This is a genomic window from Polaromonas sp. P1_F9 (genome assembly GCF_056405615.1).
In genome coordinates this window covers 337,042-354,824 of record NZ_JBFUBT010000001.1, presented here as the reverse complement: position 1 = coordinate 354,824, position 17,783 = coordinate 337,042, and the positions used below count along the sequence as shown (strand labels likewise).

The following is a 17,783-nucleotide window of genomic DNA, read 5'->3' as shown; positions in this document are numbered from 1 at the left end:
CTGAGGCGGCAGGCAGAGCTGCTTGCGGCCATGATCCGTTAAAGTCATTCACGAGACCGTACAAAAACCCGCAGCCATCAAAACCATCGACTGCATGGCGGCGCCGGCGCTGCAAAGGAGACAAACACCCATGAGCACCCTGATCTACACCCACGAGGCCTGCTTCAACCACAAGCCCGGCCCGCACCACCCGGAGTCGCCCGAGCGCCTCGAAGCCGTGCTGCAGGCACTGAAGACGCCGGAGTTTGCGAAGGCGGTCTGGCGCGATGCGCCGCTGGGCTCGTTCGATCAGGTGCTCCACGTGCACACACCCGGCTATGTCGAGCAGGTGCAGGCGGTGTCGCCGGCCGAGGGCTACCGCGCACTCGATGCCGGTGACACCATCCTGTCGCCGGGATCGCTGGAGGCGGTGATGCGCTGCGTGGGCGCGGCCTGTGCCGGCGTGGACGATGTGGTGACAAGGGAGGCGAGCAACGTTTTTTGCGCTACCCGCCCCTGCGGCCACCATGCCGAGGCAGACCAGGCCATGGGCTTTTGCGTGTTCAACCAGGCGGCCATTGCAGCGCTGCACGCGCGCGAGCGGCACGGCATCGAGCGTGTTGCGGTGGTGGACTTCGACGTGCACCACGGCAACGGCACGCAGAACTCGTTCTACGACGACCCGGACCTGTTCTACGGTTCCTGCCACCAGTCCCAGTTTTACCCCGGCACCGGCGCGCGCCATGAAACCGGCGTGGCCGGAAACATCGTGAATGTGCCGTTTCCGCGGGGCACCGGCTCCGCCGCCTTCCGCGCCGCGATGACCGATCAGTTGTTACCGGCCCTGCGCAAGTTCGCACCCGGGCTGCTGATCATCTCCGCGGGTTTCGATGCCCATCATCTGGACCCGTTGGGCGGCCTGCAGTTCACGGACGACGATTACCACTGGATCACCCGGGAGCTCATGAGGGTGGCTGATGAAACCGCCGATGGCCGCGTGGTTTCCGTCCTCGAGGGAGGCTACAGCATGGAAGGCCTGGCCAGCGGCACGGCGGCGCATGTGCGCGCGCTGATGGGCAACTGATCAGGGGCGAGCCCGCGGAACGCAAACAGCCAGGCCCTAGCTGCCCAGGCCCGCATAAATGGTCTGCACATCGTCATTGGCATCGATGGCGGCCAGGAAGGCTTCGACTTCCTCGAGTTCGGCGGCGCTGAGGGTGGCCGGATCGACCGGGTTTTTCGGCTTGTAGCCCAGCTTGGCCGACAGCACGCTGAAACCCTGGGCCGGCAGTGCGCGGCTCACCAGGTCCAGGTCGACTGCGTCGGTCAGGAAGAGGGTGATGCCTTCTTCTTCGCCCGGCTCAAAGTCCTGGGCCCCTGCTTCGATGGCGGCCAGCTCGGGGTCGGCGCCTGCTGCGGCAGGTTCGGCTTCAATCATGCCCACGTGGTCAAAATCCCAGGACACCGAGCCGGAAGTGCCCAGTTGCCCCTTGCGAAACAACACGCGCACTTCGGATGCTGTGCGGTTCAGGTTGTCGGTCAGGCATTCGACCATGACGGGCACGCGGTGCGGGGCAAAACCTTCGTAGATCACATGTTCAAAATGAACCGCATCGCCCGTGAGGCCGGCGCCTTTTTTGATGGCGCGCTCCAGCGTGTCCTTGGGCATGGAGACCTTGCGGGCCTGCTCCACCACCAGCCGCAGGCGGGCGTTCAATGACGGGTCGGCACCGCTGCGCGCGGCCACCATGATTTCCTTGGCCAGTTTTCCAAATACCTTGCCTTTGGCATTTGCGGCCAGTTCCTTGCCTTTTGCTTTCCACTGCGCGCCCATGTTTGATCTTCCTTGGTGTGTCGTGGCGCCCGATGCGCCCGGCTTGATGCTTATTGATGTGAGGTAAGCGGCCACGCGCGGGGTGGTGAAAAGCGCGGAACCGAGGGCTCTGGTTATACACCCATGGCCAAGGCGGCCTGCCGGCGGGCCTTGCGGGCGAGCTACACACATTGGTGTTCCTGGAATTGCTATCTATTTGATAGCTGCTGGCGCACGGTGCTATTAGGCTGCAGGCCTTTTTTATGCCTGAAAAGGGGCAGAAATAGCCTTCCTGGCCGCCCAAACGCTCAAATTGTCACGCCGGCGGTCTGCAGAAATGCCTGCAGGGCGGTGAAGTCCAGCGGCTTGGTGAGGTGCTCGTCGAACCCGGCGGCCAGCGCGCGGCTTTTGTCTTCGTCCGTGCCGAAGCCGGTGAGGGCCGCGACTGTCACCTGCTCGCCGCCGTGCAGGGCGCGCAAGGCTGCCAGTACCTCGTAACCGTTCATTCCCGGCATGCCGAGGTCCAGCAAAACGGCCTGGGGCGCCTGCTGGCGAAAAAGCTCCAGCGCGGCGGGGCCGTCGTAGGCCACTTTCACCTGGCAGTCCATCAGCCTGAGAATCTCCGCCAGGCTGTTGGCGGCATCGCGGTTGTCGTCCACCACCAGGATGGCTGCGCCGGGGCCGCTTGCGTCATCGGTGCCGTGCACGCCTATCTGCGCATGGGGCAGGAAAAAAGTGAATGTGCTGCCGCGGCCGGGGCCCTCGCTTTCAGCATGCAATGCGCCGCCGTGCATTTCCACCAGGGAGCGTGCCAGCGTCAGGCCGATGCCCAGCCCGCTTTCCCGCGCGGCGGTCTGCGCGTCGCCCTGGGAGAACAGCTCGAAGATCTGGCTGAGCGCCTCGGACGAGAGGCCCAGCCCGTTGTCGCTGACCGAGGTATACAGCTGCGTGCCTTCCTGCCAGACCTTCAGCGCAATCAGGCCCGCTTCGGGGGTGTACTTGGCCGCATTGATCAGCAGGTTTTGCAGGACCTGCGCAAGCCGCGTGGCATCTCCTTGAACCAGGATCGACGCTGTCGGGATGTCCGTCGTCAGGCGGTGGCGGCGGGCGTCGAACAAGGGGCGCACGGCCTCAATGGAGCGGGCCACCACCTGGTTGTAGGAAACCTGCTCCGCCTTGAAGCGGATTTTGCCGGTCGTCAGCCGCCCGACATCGAGCAGGTCGTCGACCAGGCGTGTCATGTGCGTGAGCTGCCGGTCAATCATGTCGCGGCTGCTTCGGACCAGCGGGCTGGGAGAGGGCTCCAGTTGCAGGATGGTGATGGCGTTGCGGATGGGCGCCAGCGGGTTGCGCAGCTCGTGCGCCAGCATGGCCAGGAACTCGCTCATGCGCTTGCTGGACTTTTCCAGCTCATACAGGCGCCGCCTTTCGGTCATGTCGCGTGTGACTTTGACAAAGCCGCGCAGTTGCCGGCCCGTGTCATACACCGGGGCGATCACCACATTGGCCCAGAACACCGAGCCGTCCCGGCGAACGCGCCAGCCTTCTTCTTCAGCCCGGCCATGCTCCAGGGCCGCCTTCAGTTCGGCTTGGGGTTTGCCGGCCTCCAGGTCTTCAGGACGGTAAAACAGGCTGAAATGTTTGCCGATGACTTCGCTCGGGCTGTAGCCCTTGATGAGCTGCGCGCCGCTGTTCCAGCTCTCGATCACGCCGTCGGGGCTTAGCATGAAGATCGCGTAGTCCCGCACCCCTTCGATCATGAACCTGAAGCGTTCCTCGCTCTCGCGCAACGCTTCCTCGTGAGCCCGGCGTTCCGTGAGGTCGCGTGTGACCTTGCCGAAGCCGGCGAGTTTTCCGTTCTCGTCCCTGAGCGCGGTGATGACGACATTGGCCCAGAAACGGCTGCCGTCCTTGCGGATGCGCCAGCCTTCTTCCTCGAAGCGCCCATCTCTTTCCGCGCGGCGCAACTCCTCGGCGGGCCATCCGGCGGCGACGGCCTCAGGAGGGTAAAAGGTGGAGAAATTGCGGCCGATGATCTCGTCGGCGCGGTACTGTTTGATGCGCTGGGCGCCGATATTCCAGGACATCACGTTGCCCGCGGTGTCGAGCATGAAGATGCCGTAGTCCTGCACCGCATCCACCAGCAGGCGAAAGCGATCCGTTGTAATCTGTTCCGGGCTAGGAGCTGGCTTGGCGGACATGCCCGCCATGATAGCCAATTTGACCATCCCGGCCTATCGGCCGTGTTCGCGTGGGGGCGTCAGCCGCGCGCGGGTATGCCCAGACCCGTGACGACGGCAGGGCGCGCCACAAACGCGTCGAGCACGCGCGTCACGTTGGGGAATTTCTGGATTTCCACCAGTTCACCGGCGCCATAAAACCCGATCAGGTTGCGCACCCAGCCGAAGGTGGCGATGTCGGCAATGGTGTAGTCGTCGCCCATGATCCAGCTGCGCCCTTCGAGCCGCTGGTTCAGCACACCCAGCAGTCGGCTGGATTCGGCGACATAGCGGTCGCGCGGGCGCTTGTCTTCATAGTCCTTGCCGGCGAACTTGTGGAAAAAGCCGAGCTGGCCAAACATCGGGCCGATGCCGCCCATCTGGAACATCAGCCACTGGATGGTTTCGTAGCGGGCTGCTGCGTCCGTTGGCAGGAATTTCCCGGTCTTCTCGGCAAGGTAGATCAGGATGGCGCCGGACTCGAACAGTCCCAGTGGTTTGCCGCCTGGCCCATTGGGGTCAATGATGGCCGGGATCTTGTTGTTCGGGTTCAGCGACACAAAGGCCGGCGACATCTGGTCGTTGCTGCCAAAGTCAACGAGGTGCGGTTCATAGGGCAGGCCGCACTCTTCCAGCATGATCGATACCTTGACGCCATTGGGCGTGGGCAGCGAATACAGCTGGATGCGGTCAGGGTGCTGGGCAGGCCATTTCCGGGTGATGGGGAAATCGGTCAGGGAGGTGGCGGTGGTTTGGGTCATGGGTGGAAATTCTGTTGTCAAAAGTGAAAACGCCGATGGCACCGTACGCTAGTCCCGCCGGCCAGCGGGGGTATTCAGGCCCGCCAGCCGCGAAGACCGTGGCCGGCCCTTTACTTCACCGGTATCACCGTGCCCGCCGGCACCGGAACAGCTGTCACGCTGTTCTGCGGCGAACCTTCGATCACACGGTCGGAATAGGTGAGGTAGACGAGGGTGTTGCGTTTGGTGTCCACCATGCGCACCACACGCAGCTTTTTGAAGACCAGCGAAATGCGTTCGCTGAACATTTCTTCCTGCTTATCGATCGGTTTGCCTCCCGGGAAACTGATCACGCTGGTCTGCCGGCAGGCTATCGAGGCTTCAGCCTTGTCTTCGGCCACGCCGAATGCGCCCTTGATACCGCCCGTCTTGGCGCGCGAGACATAACAGGTGACGCCGCTCACCTTGGGGTCGTCATAGGCTTCCACCACGATTTTATGGTCCGGTCCGATGAGTTTGAAGACTGTGTCGACCGCGCCGATCTCTTCACCGCCGGCGCCTCCGCAGGCGGACAGAAGCAGCGCCAGGCTGAGGGCGCAGTAGGCGGGGCTGAATCGTTGCAGGGTGAGTGGGCGCATGAACATGTCCTTGGTGCTTGGTATGGGAATCGGAAGGGCGGCGGTGGGCGTCAGCGTAGTATATCGGAGTGCTATATATTTGATAGCTGCTTGCGCTCGTCCTTATTGGGCTGCAGCCATTTCAGGCCTTCACCAGGTCAAAATGCCCGCTCGCAAGGCATTCCCCATTGACCATGATGTCCACCGCGTGCCGCCCGGCATGGTGCACACGGGTGGTGAAGTCGCGCACGACCTGGCTGCGTGACAGCTGCACGCTTTCGCCGGCAGCCAGCGTCAGCTCCTTGAGCTTGAATACCTTGGCCGAGCTGCTGCCCGATTTCTTGACGTAGTGCACCGCGTAGTCCACCACCAGCCGCTGGCTTTGGCGCGAGGTGGATTGCAGCGTGAACGACAGTGACATCGGCTCACCCAGGGTGAGTTTCTTCGGGGTGACGGACAAACCGGTGATGTCGACGTTCGCCTTTTTACCGGCGCCGATCACACCCAGCGCCTGCCTGTCGCCCTGCTTGATCAGTGTGCGCAGCGCGTGCCGGGCAATCCACGCGGTGTGCGGATTGTCCCGCGGCCAGCCCTTCAGGCGCTCCAGCACCCAGTCAGGATGCAGCTTGGTGATGTCGTTGAGGTGGTTGGCCACCGATTTACGAACGTAGAGGCTGCTGTCGGCCTTGAGTGCGTCCAGGATGGGCGCGGCTAGTTCGGGATCGGCCATCAGCGCATCCAGCCTGAAAGACCAGGGCAGGCGAGGGCGGCTGCCTTCGCTGGCCAGGCGCCGCACGTGCTCGCTCTCGTCTTTGGCCCAGGCCTTCATCACGGCCAGCGTGCGCGCAGGGTCCTGGCGGATGAATTCGCGGATGGCGAATTCCGAGGAGCCGAAGGCGGTGAAAAACTTCAACGCCTCCATCGACGTATCGAAGTCATCGCGCCCATACAGGCCCACATAATCCGGCAGCACCAGGGTGACAAAGCCGCTGTTGATGCGCGGGGCCAGCTTGCGCAGGACGGCGATGGCTTTTGGGAAGTCAGCCGGCAATGTGGCGTGCAGGCACTCGCTGGTGCGGCGCAGGCGCTGCATCAGCGAAAGGTCGTCCAGGCCGGGCAGCGCGAGCGAGAGAAACTTTTTGCTGTCAAAACGTGGGTAGACCGCAGCGGTTTCCGTCGCGATGTGGCGATAGCGCACCTTGTCAAAGATGTTTTTCAGGGCCGGCACGGCTTCGGTGGACATGGCGCGAATTCTCCCATGCTGCTTTGGCAGCGAGCGCCATCAACTGTCCTACATAAAAGATTGCCCGCGCCGGTGGGTCAGTTGTCCTGCAGACGGTGCAGCTGTCGGCGCAGGCTGTCCAGCTCGTCCATCAGTTCCAGTGCCAGCGCCGCACCGGCTGGGTTCACCCCCAGGTCGCGCTGCAGGCGCACGGCCACGGTGGCGCGGTGCAAGTGCACGCCGGTGAAGCGCCAGACCTCAGGAGCCTCTCCCATCGGCACCAGCAGGCCTTCGTGTACCAGGTCCACGATGAGCTCCGACTGCGCGGCACAGGCCCGGCAGAGATCGTCAAGGGTGAGTTCATCCTGGTCTTCCAGGATGAAGCCGGCGAGGTAGCGGGTGGGGGTGTTCATGCCTTGGCTCCCGAGGTTTGCAGGGCGGTGCGCGGCCTGAAGGCCTTGAATGCCGCCGCCATGTCTTCGTACGCTTTCTTTGCCGCATCCGTGTCCGCGGCCGGCAGGACCACCTGAAGCACAAAATAAAAATCTCCCGGGGTCTTGCCCGGCAGCCCGCGCCCCTTGAGCCTGAGCTTGCGCCCGCCGGCAGAGCCCGCCGGGATTTTCAGCTCCACCTCGCCGGTGGGCGTGGGCACTTCCACCTCTGCGCCCAGCGCGGCTTCCCATGGCGCGACGGGCAGATTCATGTACACGTCATGGCCCTCGGCACGGTACAGGGCATGCGGCAGAAATTCAACATCCAGGTAAAGGTCGCCCGGGCTGCCCTGACCCATACCGGGAGAGCCCTGGCCCGCCAGGCGAATGTGCTGGCCTGCGCGTATGCCCCTGGGGATGACGAACTCGATGCTGCGGTCCTGCATCGTCACGCCTGCTTCACTCTCCATCGGCATGCGCAACTGCAGCTTGCGCGTGGCGCCGCTGTAGGAGTCGCCGATGTCGATCTGGATTTTGGCGTGCTGGTCCTGGCCATGCATGTCAAAGCTTCGGCTGCCGCGCATTTCGTCAAAACCACCCCGGCCTTGCGGCCCTCCGCCCATGCCGCGGAAGATGGCGTCGAAAAAGTCGCTGTGGTCAAAACCTTCGGCTCCGCCAAAATGGGGAGCGCCGGCGGCACCTCCCGAGGCCTGCCCCGGGTTCCAGCCCGGCGGCGGGCGGAAGTCCTGCCCGGCCTGGTAGTTGGCGCCCAACTGGTCGTAAGCGGTGCGTTTTTCAGGATCGCGCAACACCTCGTAGGCTTCGGCGATTTCCTTGAAGCGTGCCTCGGCGTTTTTTTCCTTGCTGACGTCGGGATGGTATTTGCGTGCCAGCTTGCGGTGTGCCTTTTTGATCTCGTCGGGCGTGGCACTGCGCTCTGCGCCCATGACCTTGTAGTAATCCTTGAATTCCATGAAACACTTTCATCAGGGATGGTTTACCTGCCAGTCACCATAGCGGATAAGTGCCGGCGCGATTGTCAGCCAAATGCCTGAGAACCCGTTTAGACCATTAGCAGGTTCTGCATCAGGTCTGCAAATGGGGTCAAGTGCCTCAGGGTCAACCCGCAGTGCTGCTGGAGTTGCGTCCCTACTGCTCTGCCCCTGTGGCCCCTATCATGGCCGCATGAGTTCCAGCACACCTCCGTCCGTCCTTCGAACATTGTTCGAAGCCCAGCACCAGGCCAGCCGCTCTCAGACAGAGGTGCCGCTGGCCCTGCGGCGGGAACGCCTGCTGCGCATCCGCGCCTTGCTGGACGAGCACGGCAGCGCGCTGGCCCAGGCCGTCAATGCCGACTTCGGCGTGCGGTCGCCCCAGCTCACCGAAATCGCCGACATCTTTGTGCTGCGTTCGCTGTTGTCCAGCACGCTCAGGCATTTGCCGAAGTGGATGAAACCCGTGAAGGTGCGCACGCCGCTGTACCTGCAGCCCGCGCGGGCCTACCTGCAGCGCCAGCCCTTGGGCGTGGTGGGCGTGGTGTCGCCGTGGAACTACCCGGTGCAGCTGTCGCTCGGGCCGGTCATCACCGCGCTGGCGGCCGGGAACCGCGTCATGCTCAAGCCCAGCGAGCTGACGCCAACAACTTCTGCCTTGCTGGCGGCCCTGATTGAACAATCCTTCGCACCTGATGAACTTTGCGTGGTGCAGGGCGACGGCGCCCTGGCCGCCGAATTTGCCGGGCTGCCGTTTGACCACCTGTTCTTTACCGGCTCCACCGCTGTGGGCCGCAAGGTCGCCGAAGCGGCCGCCGCCAACCTCACGCCCACCACGCTGGAGCTGGGCGGCAAGTCGCCCTGCATCATCGACGCGTCGTGCGACATCGACAAGGCTGCCATCAAGATCGCCCACGGCAAACTGCTGAACGCCGGCCAGACCTGCATCGCACCCGACTATGTGTTGCTGCCCAAGGGCACTGAAAGCGCGTTTGGCGAAGCCTTTGCGCGCGCCGTGGCCACGCTGTTTCCCACCATCGCCGGCAACCCTGATTACGCCGCCATCATCAGCCCGCGCCACCATGAACGCCTGCAGGCGCTGCTGGCGCAGGCCGAAGGCGAGGGCGCGCGCCTGCAAACCATCCAGGCCGGTGCACCCGGCGTGGGCGTGGCGTCGCGCCAGATGGCGCCTGTGCTGGTGTTCGACACGCCCGCCGGCTCGAAACTGCTCAGCGAGGAAATCTTTGGCCCCATCCTGCCGGTGATTCCCTATGCGTCGATCGATGACGCGATTGGCTATGTCAACGCCCGCCCCAGGCCGCTGGCGCTTTACTGGTTCGGCACCGACACCGGTGCCCGCGACCACGTGCTGGCGCGCACCGTGAGCGGCGGCGTCACTGTCAACGACACGCTGATGCACATCGCGCACGAGAACCTGCCTTTCGGCGGCGTGGGCGAAAGCGGCTGGGGCAGCTACCACGGCGAAGCCGGTTTCCTGCGGCTGACGCAGCAAAAGCCGGTGCTGGTGCAGTCAAAGTGGGCGAGGGGAGACCTGTTTTATCCGCCTTATGGCAAACGCTTTGACCAGGTGATGGGCTTGCTCAAGCGCCTGATCTGAGGTTTGACCTGAAGGGGCTGGCGTTCCGGTGACGGCGCCGTTCAAATTTCTTTGAGGAAACCTGAATCCTTTTGCTGAATGCGGGCCTCTTTGCCGGTATCAACCACCGACAAGGAGCTCCTGATGTTTTTTCCGCAACGAAATCTTCCCGCCTGTGCGCCGGGCTGCGCTATGGATGGCACCACATCCACCGGAGGTGCCCGTGTTCTGTAGCACTTCGGTCACCCAACATGTGTTCCGCGGGATAGGCGCGCTGGCCTTGCTCGGGTGTGCCGCTCTGGTTTTCCAGACGCATCCCCTGTGGGCGCTGCTTCCCCTGGCGGGCGCGCTGGTGTTGATGCGCGGCTGCCCGATGTGCTGGTTTGTGGGCCTGTTTGAAACCATCGCACGGCGCCGCAGGCCAGCGGACAGCAAAGGCCAGCCATGAGTATCAGTTACCAGTCACCCCAAGACCTGCAACTGGCGCCAGCCTTCGTGCGGCTGGCGCCTGTGGAGGCCCAGGCTTTCCTCACGTTTGACCATGCGGCCAAGCGCGAAGGCGGCCATCTTGAGCCACGTGTGCGGGAGCTGATTTCACTGGCGGTGGCGCTTACCACCCAATGTGGCTATTGCCTGGACGTGCACACCCGTGCGGCCAGGCGGTCGGGTGTGACCCGCGAGGAGCTGGCGGAAGTGGTCCTGGTTGCTGCGGCTGTGCGGGCAGGCGCCAGCGTGGGGCACGGCCTGCTCGCCTTGCGCCTCTTTGATGGCGACGGGGACGAGACAGTGCTTCCTGCTGGTACCTGAAAGGTCTGGCCCATTCCTTGACGCCCCTTTAGAATCCCCCAAAAATAACTGGAGGGATGGGCCATGCCTTTTGTCGGATTGGGACTTCATTTCATCGTGGCGGTGTTCTTTGCCGTCCATGCCTTGCGCAGCGGCCAGCAGATGTACTGGCTGATCATCCTGTTTTCGTTTCCCATGCTGGGCAGCCTCGTTTATTTCCTGGCGGTCTACCTGCCGGACTCGCGGCTGGAGCGCGGCGCGCGCAAGGTTGTGGCCGCTGCCGCAAAAACACTGGACCCGACGCGCGAGCTGCGGGAAGCGCACGCCGCGTTTGACTACACGCCTACCGCGCAGAACCAGATGCGGCTGGCCTCCGCGCTGCTCGAAGCCGGCCAGGCGCTGGAGGCTGCGCAGAGTTACGACGCATGCCTCAAAGGCCCGTTCGCCTCCGACCTGGAAATCCGGCTGGGCGCCTCAAGGGCCTATTTCGCCTGCGAGCGTTATCCCGAGGCCATCACCCACCTTGAATTCATCCGTAAGACCGACCCCGCCTTTCGCGCGGAGCTGGTGTCGCTGCTGCTGGCCCAGGCGCTGGGCGGCGCCGGCAGGGGGGCGGATGCGAAAGCGGAGTTTGAATCCGCCGTGGACCGTTTCGGCAGCTTTGAAAGCCGTGCTGAATACGCCATCTGGGCCGCGATGAGCGGGGACACCACCACCAGCGCGCGCCTGCAGATTGAGCTGCAGCGGTCCATGGAGCGCTGGAACAGGCATACCCGCGAGCTGAACAAGCCTTTGCTGCGCCGCCTCAATGCGGCGTTTGAAAAACGCTGACAGCAGGGCGCCCCGGGCAAGAGTGACTTACCGCTGCGCCCCGAACACCTGCACCCAGTAAATACCGGCGCTGCTTTGGGTGTTGACCGCAAAGGCCGTGCCCATCTCCGTGTACGCGGGTGCCATGATGTTGGCGCAATGGCCGGGACTGTTCAGCCAGCCCTGCACGGCAGTGTCGGCCTGCATCTGTCCTGCCGCGATGTTCTCGCCAATGGCCTTCCAGCCGTAGCCTGCGCGTGTTGCGCGGCTGGCCACATCGCTGCCGTCGCGCCCGGTGTGGCTGAAGTAGCTGTACCTCGCCATGTCTGCGGCGTGCACTCCGGCGATGTTGTACAGCACAGGGCTGTATTGCAGCGGCCCTGCGGCCGCGAAGGCCTGCGCACCGCAGCGGCGTGGCCTGGCGCGCGCTTCATTGACCAGTGCCAGCACCCGAGCCTGTATATCGTCGGCCAGGGCCGCAGCCGGGGGAGAGAAGGGCGCGGCCAGCACGACCCAGGTTTGCGCCCCGCGCTGGTAGAAGCCGGCTTCAGCGAGCTCGGCGTGCATCACCGCGCTGCATGATTTGCCCAGGGTCCTGCGCGCGAGCGCCGAGGGGCCGGTCGCGCCGCGTACGGCAATCTGCGCAGCCCGCACCGCGCGGTAGTCGACGGCTTTCAACGCCTCGTCCATCGTGCGGCCGCCGGCCATGAGCTGCGCCGCCCGCGACAGCGCGCTGTTTTCACGCAGCAGGGAAACCTTGGCGCCGCGCCCGTCGCAACCGTCCTCCCGGATCCGGTTCAGTTCGCGCAGCAGCGTCGGGTGCGGCTCGGCAGGCGCCTGGGCATGGCCTGTGGCTGCAAGCATGGCAACAGTCATTGAAGCCGCTGCGTGCTTCCATCCCGTGCCCGTTTTCATTGCCGCGTTGACGAAGTCCATCAGGGCATGATACCCACCTGGGTCAGCTGGCGCGCTGTTGCACGGTGCGCGCTCGGCGCTATTGTTTTGATAGCTGGTTGCGCAGGTGGTTAAAGGCTGGAGGGTCAGTTTTATTTGAAAATTTTGCGGAGCTTTGTTCGATTGCCAAACCAGCCGCTAAACTTTCCGTCACCTGACACCGTGCCAGGCTCCGTCAGGCTCCCGGACTGCCTCTGCTCCACGCCTGCCGAAAGCCTGAAACCTGCCGCTTGATTTGCCCCGCATGCGCCTGAGTCCCCCTTCCCTGAAAATCCGCCTGCTCGTGATGCTGGTGCTTGTTCCTGTGGTTGCGTGGTTTGCTGTCAGGCCCGTGCGGGTGATCGCGCCGGAACTGTCCGGTGTTTCATGCCTCAGCGCCGCCGTGTGCGTCGACGACACGGCACGGTTTGAGGAGGCTGTCCGCCTGCATGCGGAAGGAATGGACTTCGTGTCCGCCAAGGTAAATGCGATCCATGGCGTGCCGAAGATGGTCTTTTGCGCAACGCAGGCGTGTGCGGACGCTTTCGGCCTGGGCAGGCGTTCTGCCGTTACGCTGGGTACTTTCGGTACGGTGGTGGGGCCGCTCGCGTGGAAGCCTTTTTACGTTCGGCATGAGTTGATCCACTATTTGCAGGCCGAGCGTCTCGGCACGCTCTATCTGCTGCTCAAACCCCAATGGTTTGTCGAAGGCATGGCTTACGCGCTGAGTGAGGATCCGCGGTCGCCATTGGGTGAGCCTTTCGAAAGCCACCGCCGGAAGTTCCTCCTGTGGCTTCCCACGATCGGCTCGCGAACCCTCTGGCAGGCGGCCGGGGATCTGTAGGTTGCGAGCCGGCGCATCATCGGTTACCTGAATGCTACTTTTTTGATAGCTGCTTGCGCTTGCCCTCGTTGCCCTACAGCCTGTTTTTGCTCTGAAAATGACTGGGTGGCTGGCCCATGGAGGCTTTGAACATCGCGGTGAAGGCGCTGTCGCTGGCATAACCGCTGGCCGCCGCCACGGTGCTGACCGATTGCCCGCGCGTGAGCAGGGGCAGGGCGTGGGCAAGGATGGCCTGCTGGCGCCATTGCTGGTAGCTCAGGCCCAGTTCGTCGCGAAAAAGCCTGGCCACCGTGCGTTCGCTGGCGCCGGTGTCGGCGGCCCACTCGGCCAGCGTAGCCCGCTCTGACGGTGCGCGCAGCACGGCTTCGCAAAGGGCACGCAGCCGCTTGTCCCCGGTTTGCGGATGCGGCAAGGGCACGCCGAGCGCCTGGGTATCGGCGCGTGCAAGCTCGTCCAGCACAAGTCCGCTGAGCAACTGCTCGCGTGAGGGTGCAAGGGGACGCTCTGGTGGCTTTTTGCCGCCGGGCCGCCCCAAGGCAAAAACGGCCCCCTCGGGGGGCAGCGCAGCGTGGGGGCCAATATCCTCCAGCGCGTGGATGGACTCGCGCAGCAACGGCGACACCACCAATACGCGGCAACCGGTCCAGCCCTTTGGGGTGGCGCTGGCGTCGAGGTACAGCGTGCGGAATTCGGCCGCTTCCAGCACGGTGACATGGTGCTGCGCCCCCGGCGCGATCCACACCGCGCGGGAGGGCGGCACGATGTAGGTGACTTCGCCGCTCGCATGGCCCGACTGCTCAGCCGTGACCTGCAACACCCCCGTGGAGCAGTAAGCCAGCTGCGCCCAGGCGTGGGAATGGGGCTTGAAATGCGTATCCGCTTCCAGTGTCCGCGCCCGCACACGCACCGGCCGATGGCGAGTGGGAGTGAAGTTGTCGGTGTCGCCCACCGGCACGAAATGAAGCGGGGCTTTACGTTGCGGCATCTGGCGTGTCGGAAGGTCTATCCACCTGAATCAGATGATGTGATCGCAGGGACGAAGGTCATTAAGCGGTTTGTCCGAAATTCGATGAAACATGGCTTTATGTCGCATTTCAGAAGTCCTGGCCAATACTACGATAGCGCCATGAATACTTCAAGTACGACCCTCAACGCGCCCGCCGCAGTCCCTTTTCGCACCGACGCCAGCGTGATCGGCCTGGTGGGCCTGGCGCACATGATCAGCCATTTCAGCCAGCTTTTGCTGGCGCCGCTGTTTCCCTGGCTCAAGGAGGAGTTCAGCGCGAGCTATGCGGAGCTGGGTTTTTTGATGACGATCTTTTTTGTGGTGTCGTGCGCGGTGCAGGCGCTTTCGGGTTTTGTCGTCGACCGCTTCGGCCCGCGACCCGTCCTGTTCGCCGGGCTGAGCCTGCTGGGTGTGGCGGCCTTTGGTTATTCCATCAGCACCAGCTACTGGATGCTGGCCGGCTTCGCCGTGATTGCCGGGGTCGGCAATGGCGTGTTTCATCCGGTGGACTACACGCTGCTGAACCGCAAGGTCAGTGCGCCGCGCCTGGGCCACGCCTACAGCGTGCACGGCATCACCGGCAGCCTGGGCTGGGCACTGGCCCCCGCAGTGGTGGTGACGCTGACGTTTGCTTATTCGTGGCGCGTGGCATTGGCGGCGGCCGGTGTGCTGGCTTTTGCGGTGCTGGCGGTGCTGGTGATGAACCGCGACGAGCTCACCCTCACGGTGGTGGCGCCGGTCAAGGGCGCGCCCGCGGCCGACAGCAGTCTGGGTTTTCTGAAGATACCGGCCGTCTGGATGTGTTTTTCTTTCTTCTTCTGGTATGCCATTGTCCTCAGCGTGGTGCAGGCCTTTGCACCCGAAGCCGCGCGCCACCTGCATAACGTGCCGCTCGCACTGGTGGCTATCTGCCTGACGGTTTATATGGTGTGCAGCGCAGGCGGTATGGTTTTTGGCGGTTTCCTGGCATCGGATCCCGCGCGCTGCGAGCGCATTGTGGGCATCGGGTTTGGTGCGGCGGCTGCCGTGGCGGTGCTGCTGGCCGCAGGGAGCTACCCCGCATGGGTCGTGCCTGTGCTGTTCGGCATCATGGGTTTCGCCACCGGCATCGCCGGTCCGTCGCGTGACCTGCTGGTCAAGCGCTCAACCCCCGAAAACGCCTCGGGCCGGGTTTACGGCGTGGTGTATGCGGGCCTGGACATCGGCCAAGCCGTGTCGCCGCTGATCTTCGGCGCGATGATGGACCATGGCTATTACCGCGGCGTGCTGCTGGGCCTGGCGCTGATGCAGGCGGTGCTGATTGCCAGCGCCTTCAATGTGCGCCGGGTGCGCCGCACAGTACTCGCCACGGCCTGAGAGTTTCGGGGCTTGAGTGTCGCGGCCCCGCGACGCGCCTGCAGGACGGGTGCGCAGTTTTTCCTGCCCGGTCCTATACTGGATCGCATCATTTTGCGGAAAGAAGGCATGCGATGAAACGTCTCACCCGGGCTTCTTCTCCTGCTTCCCAGACTGTGGTCCTCATTGCGTTGGCTGGGTTGGCATTTATGGGCATGGTGCAGGCACAAACCGCCCCGCTCAAATACCAGCTGACGGGCGACATCGGCGGCGCCGTGTATGGCACACAAAGCGTGATCCGCAGCAAGAGCAATGACACCGCCTTGCTGCCCTATGCTTATGCGGACTATGGCCGCTTCTTTGCGCGTGTCGACACGCTGGGCATCAAAACCGCAAGAATGGGCTACGGCTACCTGGAATTTTCCGGCCGTATCAGCCAGGACGGCTGGCGCGCCGATACCGCCGCGCTGTCGGGACTCAAGGACCGCAAGCGGCCGATTCCGCTGGGCATAGGGACCTTTCAGGAAACGCCTTACGGCGGGTTTTTCGTGAACGCATTTGTGGATGCCAACAAGTCGCACGGCGCATTGCTGGAAGCCACTTACGCGGCGGAGTTCAAGGTCGGCAGCTGGTCGTTCTTTCCGCAGGTGGGGCTGGAGCATGCCAGCGCCAAATACAACAACTACCTCTACGGCGTGACCCCGGCCGAGTCGGCCGCCAGCGGGTTTTCAACCTACAACGCTGGCGCCTCGACAGCGCCCACGCTGGGCCTGGGGGTCGATGTGCCGCTCGGTGACCCCTGGGTGCTGACGATGCAGCTGCGCCGCAAATGGCTGGGGTCTTCGGTTCAGGGCAGTCCCCTGGTCAGCCGCCGGACGCAGGACACCGGGTTTATCGCCGTGTCGTACCGCTTCCGCTAACCAGCTTGGCCTGGGCCATGCCGTTTAGCGGAAAGGCCGGCTCAAAAAACGCGAACCCTCCAGCCCGAAGCGCCACGGCTGGTCCATGGCCTTTGAAATACCGATACGTGGTCCGCTGACGATAGGCAGGCGTCCGGGCGGCGGCAGCAGTTGAAAAGGCGGCAGGTTGATGCTCAGGCCGTTGTGCTCCCGGGTGATCCCGAGCGCCTGGCCCACGCGCCCGGGCCCGGCGCATAGCAGGCGCAAATCGTCCAGCCCGCGCCGCAGGCGCATCCGGTCCAGCCCGGCAAGCGGCTCGATGGCGCGTATCAGCACCCCGGCGCCGTGGCCTTCCTCGCGGCAGACGATGTTCAGGCACCAGTGGATGCCGTAAGAGCGGTAGACGTAGGCATGGGCGGGCGGGCCGAACATGACGGCATTGCGCGGCGTCGGGCCGGAAAAACTGTGCGAGGCCGGATCCTCGCGGTCGTAAGCTTCGGTCTCAACGATGCGCCCGCCCACGCCGTCAACCAGCAAGGTGGCGCCTATCAGCTGGCGGGCGACTTCGGGCGACGGAGCCAGAAAATCAGGGGTCATGCGGGGCAGGGTGCGGGAACAGGCGGTGGCTTATTTTCCCACCGTATCGCAAGAGCTAACGGCGCGGCGGAACATGCCCTTCAAAGCCATGGCGCAAGCTGCCCGGGTGCCGGCGCACTGCATGGTCGGCGCTTTGACCCAAGCTTTCACCGAGCTTTCACCAGGTGTCGGCGTTTCCTCGGTGGTTTCACCGCCCGTCCTCCCGCATGATTCGTTCCATGAACATCCTGCTGGTTGAAGACGACCTGAATCTTGTGGACGCCCTGAGCCGCATGCTGGTTGCCCGCGGGTTCCATGTCGTTTGCTGCGCCGACGGGAAGGAGGCGCTCGTGATGGCACGGCATCGCCCGTTTGATGCGGCCCTGCTCGATCTGAGCCTGCCCGGCATGGATGGCCTGGATTTGCTGCAGCACCTGAGGGACGAAGGTTCCCGGCTTCCCGTACTGGTCATGACGGCGCGTACCGCGGTCGAGGACCGGGTGCTGGGATTGAACTCCGGCGCGGACGACTACCTGATCAAGCCTTTTGATGTGGAAGAACTGGTGGCCCGCCTGAAGGCACTGGTGCGCCGCAGCCTGGGCGTGGAAGATTTCCGCTGCGGCACCTTGCGCCTGGACCTGGACAACGGACAGGTATTTCGCGGCGCACTGCCGCTTGAAATGTCGGGGCGTGAGCTGGCCCTTCTGAAAGCCCTGATGATGCATCCCGGGAAAGCTGTGGCCAAGGATGACCTGCTCCAGGCCGTCTTTGGTGACGAAGGCTCGGCCGGTGCGGATGCCATTGAGGTGCTGGTGCACCGGTTACGCAAACGCATCCTGGGGTCCGGAGCCAGTCTTGTCACCCTGCGGGGGGTTGGCTACTACCTGATGGATGATGCCTTGGCTGAAAGGCAGGACCAGCCGTGAAAACAGTGAGCTTGTTGCGGGGAAAGCCATGGACAGTTTGGCGCCCATGGCGGGCCGG

The 17,783-nt window shown here is 63.9% G+C and carries 19 protein-coding genes; 9 read left to right on the top strand and 10 right to left on the bottom strand.

Translation table 11 applies throughout. From position 1 onward, the window contains the following. Positions 1–130: 130 nt before the first annotated feature. Positions 131–1,063, top strand: a complete 933-nt coding sequence (locus AC1DYR_RS01625; protein WP_477703554.1) for a histone deacetylase family protein — start codon at positions 131–133, stop codon at positions 1,061–1,063. A 36-nt stretch (positions 1,064–1,099) separates the two neighbouring features. On the opposite strand, the gene AC1DYR_RS01620 is transcribed toward AC1DYR_RS01625, so the two are convergent. The 7 genes from AC1DYR_RS01620 to AC1DYR_RS01590 all read right to left on the bottom strand — a co-directional run bounded on the left by AC1DYR_RS01620 (position 1,100) and on the right by AC1DYR_RS01590 (position 7,995). Beyond that, positions 1,100–1,813, bottom strand: coding sequence for a YebC/PmpR family DNA-binding transcriptional regulator (locus AC1DYR_RS01620; protein WP_477703553.1), 714 nt, complete (start codon positions 1,811–1,813; stop codon positions 1,100–1,102). A gap of 287 nt (positions 1,814–2,100) precedes the next feature. Then, the gene (locus AC1DYR_RS01615) at positions 2,101–3,993 is read right to left on the bottom strand and encodes a PAS domain-containing hybrid sensor histidine kinase/response regulator (protein ID WP_477704112.1); all 1,893 of its coding nucleotides are present in this window, start codon (positions 3,991–3,993) and stop codon (positions 2,101–2,103) included. Positions 3,994–4,052: 59 nt separating this feature from the next. Beyond that, positions 4,053–4,772, bottom strand: a complete 720-nt coding sequence (locus AC1DYR_RS01610; protein WP_477703552.1) for a glutathione S-transferase N-terminal domain-containing protein — start codon at positions 4,770–4,772, stop codon at positions 4,053–4,055. A 110-nt stretch (positions 4,773–4,882) separates the two neighbouring features. Then, the gene (locus AC1DYR_RS01605) at positions 4,883–5,389 is read right to left on the bottom strand and encodes a CreA family protein (protein WP_477703551.1); all 507 of its coding nucleotides are present in this window, start codon (positions 5,387–5,389) and stop codon (positions 4,883–4,885) included. 121 nt (positions 5,390–5,510) lie between these two features. After that, a complete protein-coding gene (locus AC1DYR_RS01600; protein ID WP_477703550.1) occupies positions 5,511–6,611 on the bottom strand; it encodes a DNA alkylation repair protein in 1,101 nt (366 codons plus the stop codon). 77 nt (positions 6,612–6,688) lie between these two features. After that, positions 6,689–7,003 (bottom strand): chaperone modulator CbpM, encoded by a 315-nt coding sequence (locus AC1DYR_RS01595; protein ID WP_477703549.1) that lies wholly within the window; start codon positions 7,001–7,003, stop codon positions 6,689–6,691. Continuing rightward, positions 7,000–7,995, bottom strand: a complete 996-nt coding sequence (locus AC1DYR_RS01590; RefSeq protein WP_477703548.1) for a DnaJ C-terminal domain-containing protein — start codon at positions 7,993–7,995, stop codon at positions 7,000–7,002. The genes AC1DYR_RS01595 and AC1DYR_RS01590 overlap by 4 nt, the downstream gene beginning before the upstream one ends. Positions 7,996–8,206: 211 nt before the next feature. On the opposite strand from AC1DYR_RS01590, the gene AC1DYR_RS01585 reads away from it, so the two are divergent. From AC1DYR_RS01585 to AC1DYR_RS01570, 4 genes are all read left to right on the top strand, one after another. Beyond that, positions 8,207–9,631 (top strand): coniferyl aldehyde dehydrogenase, encoded by a 1,425-nt coding sequence (locus AC1DYR_RS01585; protein ID WP_477703547.1) that lies wholly within the window; start codon positions 8,207–8,209, stop codon positions 9,629–9,631. Between the two features lie 202 nt (positions 9,632–9,833). Next, positions 9,834–10,058, top strand: a complete 225-nt coding sequence (locus tag AC1DYR_RS01580) for a hypothetical protein (protein ID WP_477703546.1) — start codon at positions 9,834–9,836, stop codon at positions 10,056–10,058. Next, entirely contained in the window at positions 10,055–10,417 is a 363-nt protein-coding gene (locus AC1DYR_RS01575) for a carboxymuconolactone decarboxylase family protein (RefSeq protein WP_477703545.1), read from the top strand. The genes AC1DYR_RS01580 and AC1DYR_RS01575 overlap by 4 nt, the downstream gene beginning before the upstream one ends. Positions 10,418–10,480: 63 nt before the next feature. Then, complete coding sequence (locus AC1DYR_RS01570) at positions 10,481–11,227, top strand: hypothetical protein (protein WP_477703544.1); 747 nt, start codon at positions 10,481–10,483, stop codon at positions 11,225–11,227. Between the two features lie 27 nt (positions 11,228–11,254). Here the strand turns inward: AC1DYR_RS01570 and AC1DYR_RS01565 are convergent, their stop codons facing one another. Then, positions 11,255–12,070 carry a CAP domain-containing protein gene (locus AC1DYR_RS01565; protein ID WP_477703543.1) on the bottom strand — a complete coding sequence of 272 codons (816 nt, stop codon included), beginning with the start codon at positions 12,068–12,070 and terminating at the stop codon, positions 11,255–11,257. A 334-nt stretch (positions 12,071–12,404) separates the two neighbouring features. On the opposite strand from AC1DYR_RS01565, the gene AC1DYR_RS01560 reads away from it, so the two are divergent. Then, positions 12,405–12,983: a hypothetical protein gene (locus tag AC1DYR_RS01560; protein WP_477703542.1), complete on the top strand. Its 579-nt coding sequence runs from the start codon at positions 12,405–12,407 to the stop codon at positions 12,981–12,983. Positions 12,984–13,056: 73 nt separating this feature from the next. On the opposite strand, the gene AC1DYR_RS01555 is transcribed toward AC1DYR_RS01560, so the two are convergent. Continuing rightward, entirely contained in the window at positions 13,057–13,968 is a 912-nt protein-coding gene (locus AC1DYR_RS01555) for an AraC family transcriptional regulator (RefSeq protein WP_477703541.1), read from the bottom strand. A 141-nt stretch (positions 13,969–14,109) separates the two neighbouring features. On the opposite strand from AC1DYR_RS01555, the gene AC1DYR_RS01550 reads away from it, so the two are divergent. Next, positions 14,110–15,345: an MFS transporter gene (locus AC1DYR_RS01550; RefSeq protein WP_477703540.1), complete on the top strand. Its 1,236-nt coding sequence runs from the start codon at positions 14,110–14,112 to the stop codon at positions 15,343–15,345. Positions 15,346–15,458: 113 nt separating this feature from the next. After that, positions 15,459–16,244 (top strand): MipA/OmpV family protein, encoded by a 786-nt coding sequence (locus AC1DYR_RS01545; RefSeq protein ID WP_477703539.1) that lies wholly within the window; start codon positions 15,459–15,461, stop codon positions 16,242–16,244. 24 nt (positions 16,245–16,268) lie between these two features. On the opposite strand, the gene AC1DYR_RS01540 is transcribed toward AC1DYR_RS01545, so the two are convergent. Then, positions 16,269–16,820: a DNA-3-methyladenine glycosylase gene (locus AC1DYR_RS01540; protein ID WP_477703538.1), complete on the bottom strand. Its 552-nt coding sequence runs from the start codon at positions 16,818–16,820 to the stop codon at positions 16,269–16,271. A gap of 206 nt (positions 16,821–17,026) precedes the next feature. On the opposite strand from AC1DYR_RS01540, the gene AC1DYR_RS01535 reads away from it, so the two are divergent. Next, entirely contained in the window at positions 17,027–17,725 is a 699-nt protein-coding gene (locus AC1DYR_RS01535; RefSeq protein WP_477703537.1) for a response regulator transcription factor, read from the top strand. The last annotated feature ends 58 nt before the right edge of the window (positions 17,726–17,783 follow it).

What these genes read in the sequence shown, in the direction of transcription:
- AC1DYR_RS01575 (WP_477703545.1), top strand. Translation starts at nt 10,055, where the DNA reads ATGAGTATCAGTTACCAGTCACCCCAAGACCTGCAACTGGCGCCAGCC.
- AC1DYR_RS01595 (WP_477703549.1), bottom strand. Translation starts at nt 7,003, where the DNA reads ATGAACACCCCCACCCGCTACCTCGCCGGCTTCATCCTGGAAGACCAG.
- AC1DYR_RS01590 (WP_477703548.1), bottom strand. Translation starts at nt 7,995, where the DNA reads ATGGAATTCAAGGATTACTACAAGGTCATGGGCGCAGAGCGCAGTGCC.
- AC1DYR_RS01535 (WP_477703537.1), top strand. Translation starts at nt 17,027, where the DNA reads ATGATTCGTTCCATGAACATCCTGCTGGTTGAAGACGACCTGAATCTT.
- AC1DYR_RS01620 (WP_477703553.1), bottom strand. Translation starts at nt 1,813, where the DNA reads ATGGGCGCGCAGTGGAAAGCAAAAGGCAAGGAACTGGCCGCAAATGCC.
- AC1DYR_RS01625 (WP_477703554.1), top strand. Translation starts at nt 131, where the DNA reads ATGAGCACCCTGATCTACACCCACGAGGCCTGCTTCAACCACAAGCCC.
- AC1DYR_RS01545 (WP_477703539.1), top strand. Translation starts at nt 15,459, where the DNA reads ATGAAACGTCTCACCCGGGCTTCTTCTCCTGCTTCCCAGACTGTGGTC.
- AC1DYR_RS01600 (WP_477703550.1), bottom strand. Translation starts at nt 6,611, where the DNA reads ATGTCCACCGAAGCCGTGCCGGCCCTGAAAAACATCTTTGACAAGGTG.
- AC1DYR_RS01540 (WP_477703538.1), bottom strand. Translation starts at nt 16,820, where the DNA reads ATGACCCCTGATTTTCTGGCTCCGTCGCCCGAAGTCGCCCGCCAGCTG.
- AC1DYR_RS01615 (WP_477704112.1), bottom strand. Translation starts at nt 3,993, where the DNA reads ATGTCCGCCAAGCCAGCTCCTAGCCCGGAACAGATTACAACGGATCGC.
- AC1DYR_RS01550 (WP_477703540.1), top strand. Translation starts at nt 14,110, where the DNA reads ATGAATACTTCAAGTACGACCCTCAACGCGCCCGCCGCAGTCCCTTTT.
- AC1DYR_RS01610 (WP_477703552.1), bottom strand. Translation starts at nt 4,772, where the DNA reads ATGACCCAAACCACCGCCACCTCCCTGACCGATTTCCCCATCACCCGG.
- AC1DYR_RS01605 (WP_477703551.1), bottom strand. Translation starts at nt 5,389, where the DNA reads ATGCGCCCACTCACCCTGCAACGATTCAGCCCCGCCTACTGCGCCCTC.
- AC1DYR_RS01585 (WP_477703547.1), top strand. Translation starts at nt 8,207, where the DNA reads ATGAGTTCCAGCACACCTCCGTCCGTCCTTCGAACATTGTTCGAAGCC.
- AC1DYR_RS01560 (WP_477703542.1), top strand. Translation starts at nt 12,405, where the DNA reads ATGCGCCTGAGTCCCCCTTCCCTGAAAATCCGCCTGCTCGTGATGCTG.
- AC1DYR_RS01570 (WP_477703544.1), top strand. Translation starts at nt 10,481, where the DNA reads ATGCCTTTTGTCGGATTGGGACTTCATTTCATCGTGGCGGTGTTCTTT.
- AC1DYR_RS01555 (WP_477703541.1), bottom strand. Translation starts at nt 13,968, where the DNA reads ATGCCGCAACGTAAAGCCCCGCTTCATTTCGTGCCGGTGGGCGACACC.
- AC1DYR_RS01565 (WP_477703543.1), bottom strand. Translation starts at nt 12,070, where the DNA reads ATGCTTGCAGCCACAGGCCATGCCCAGGCGCCTGCCGAGCCGCACCCG.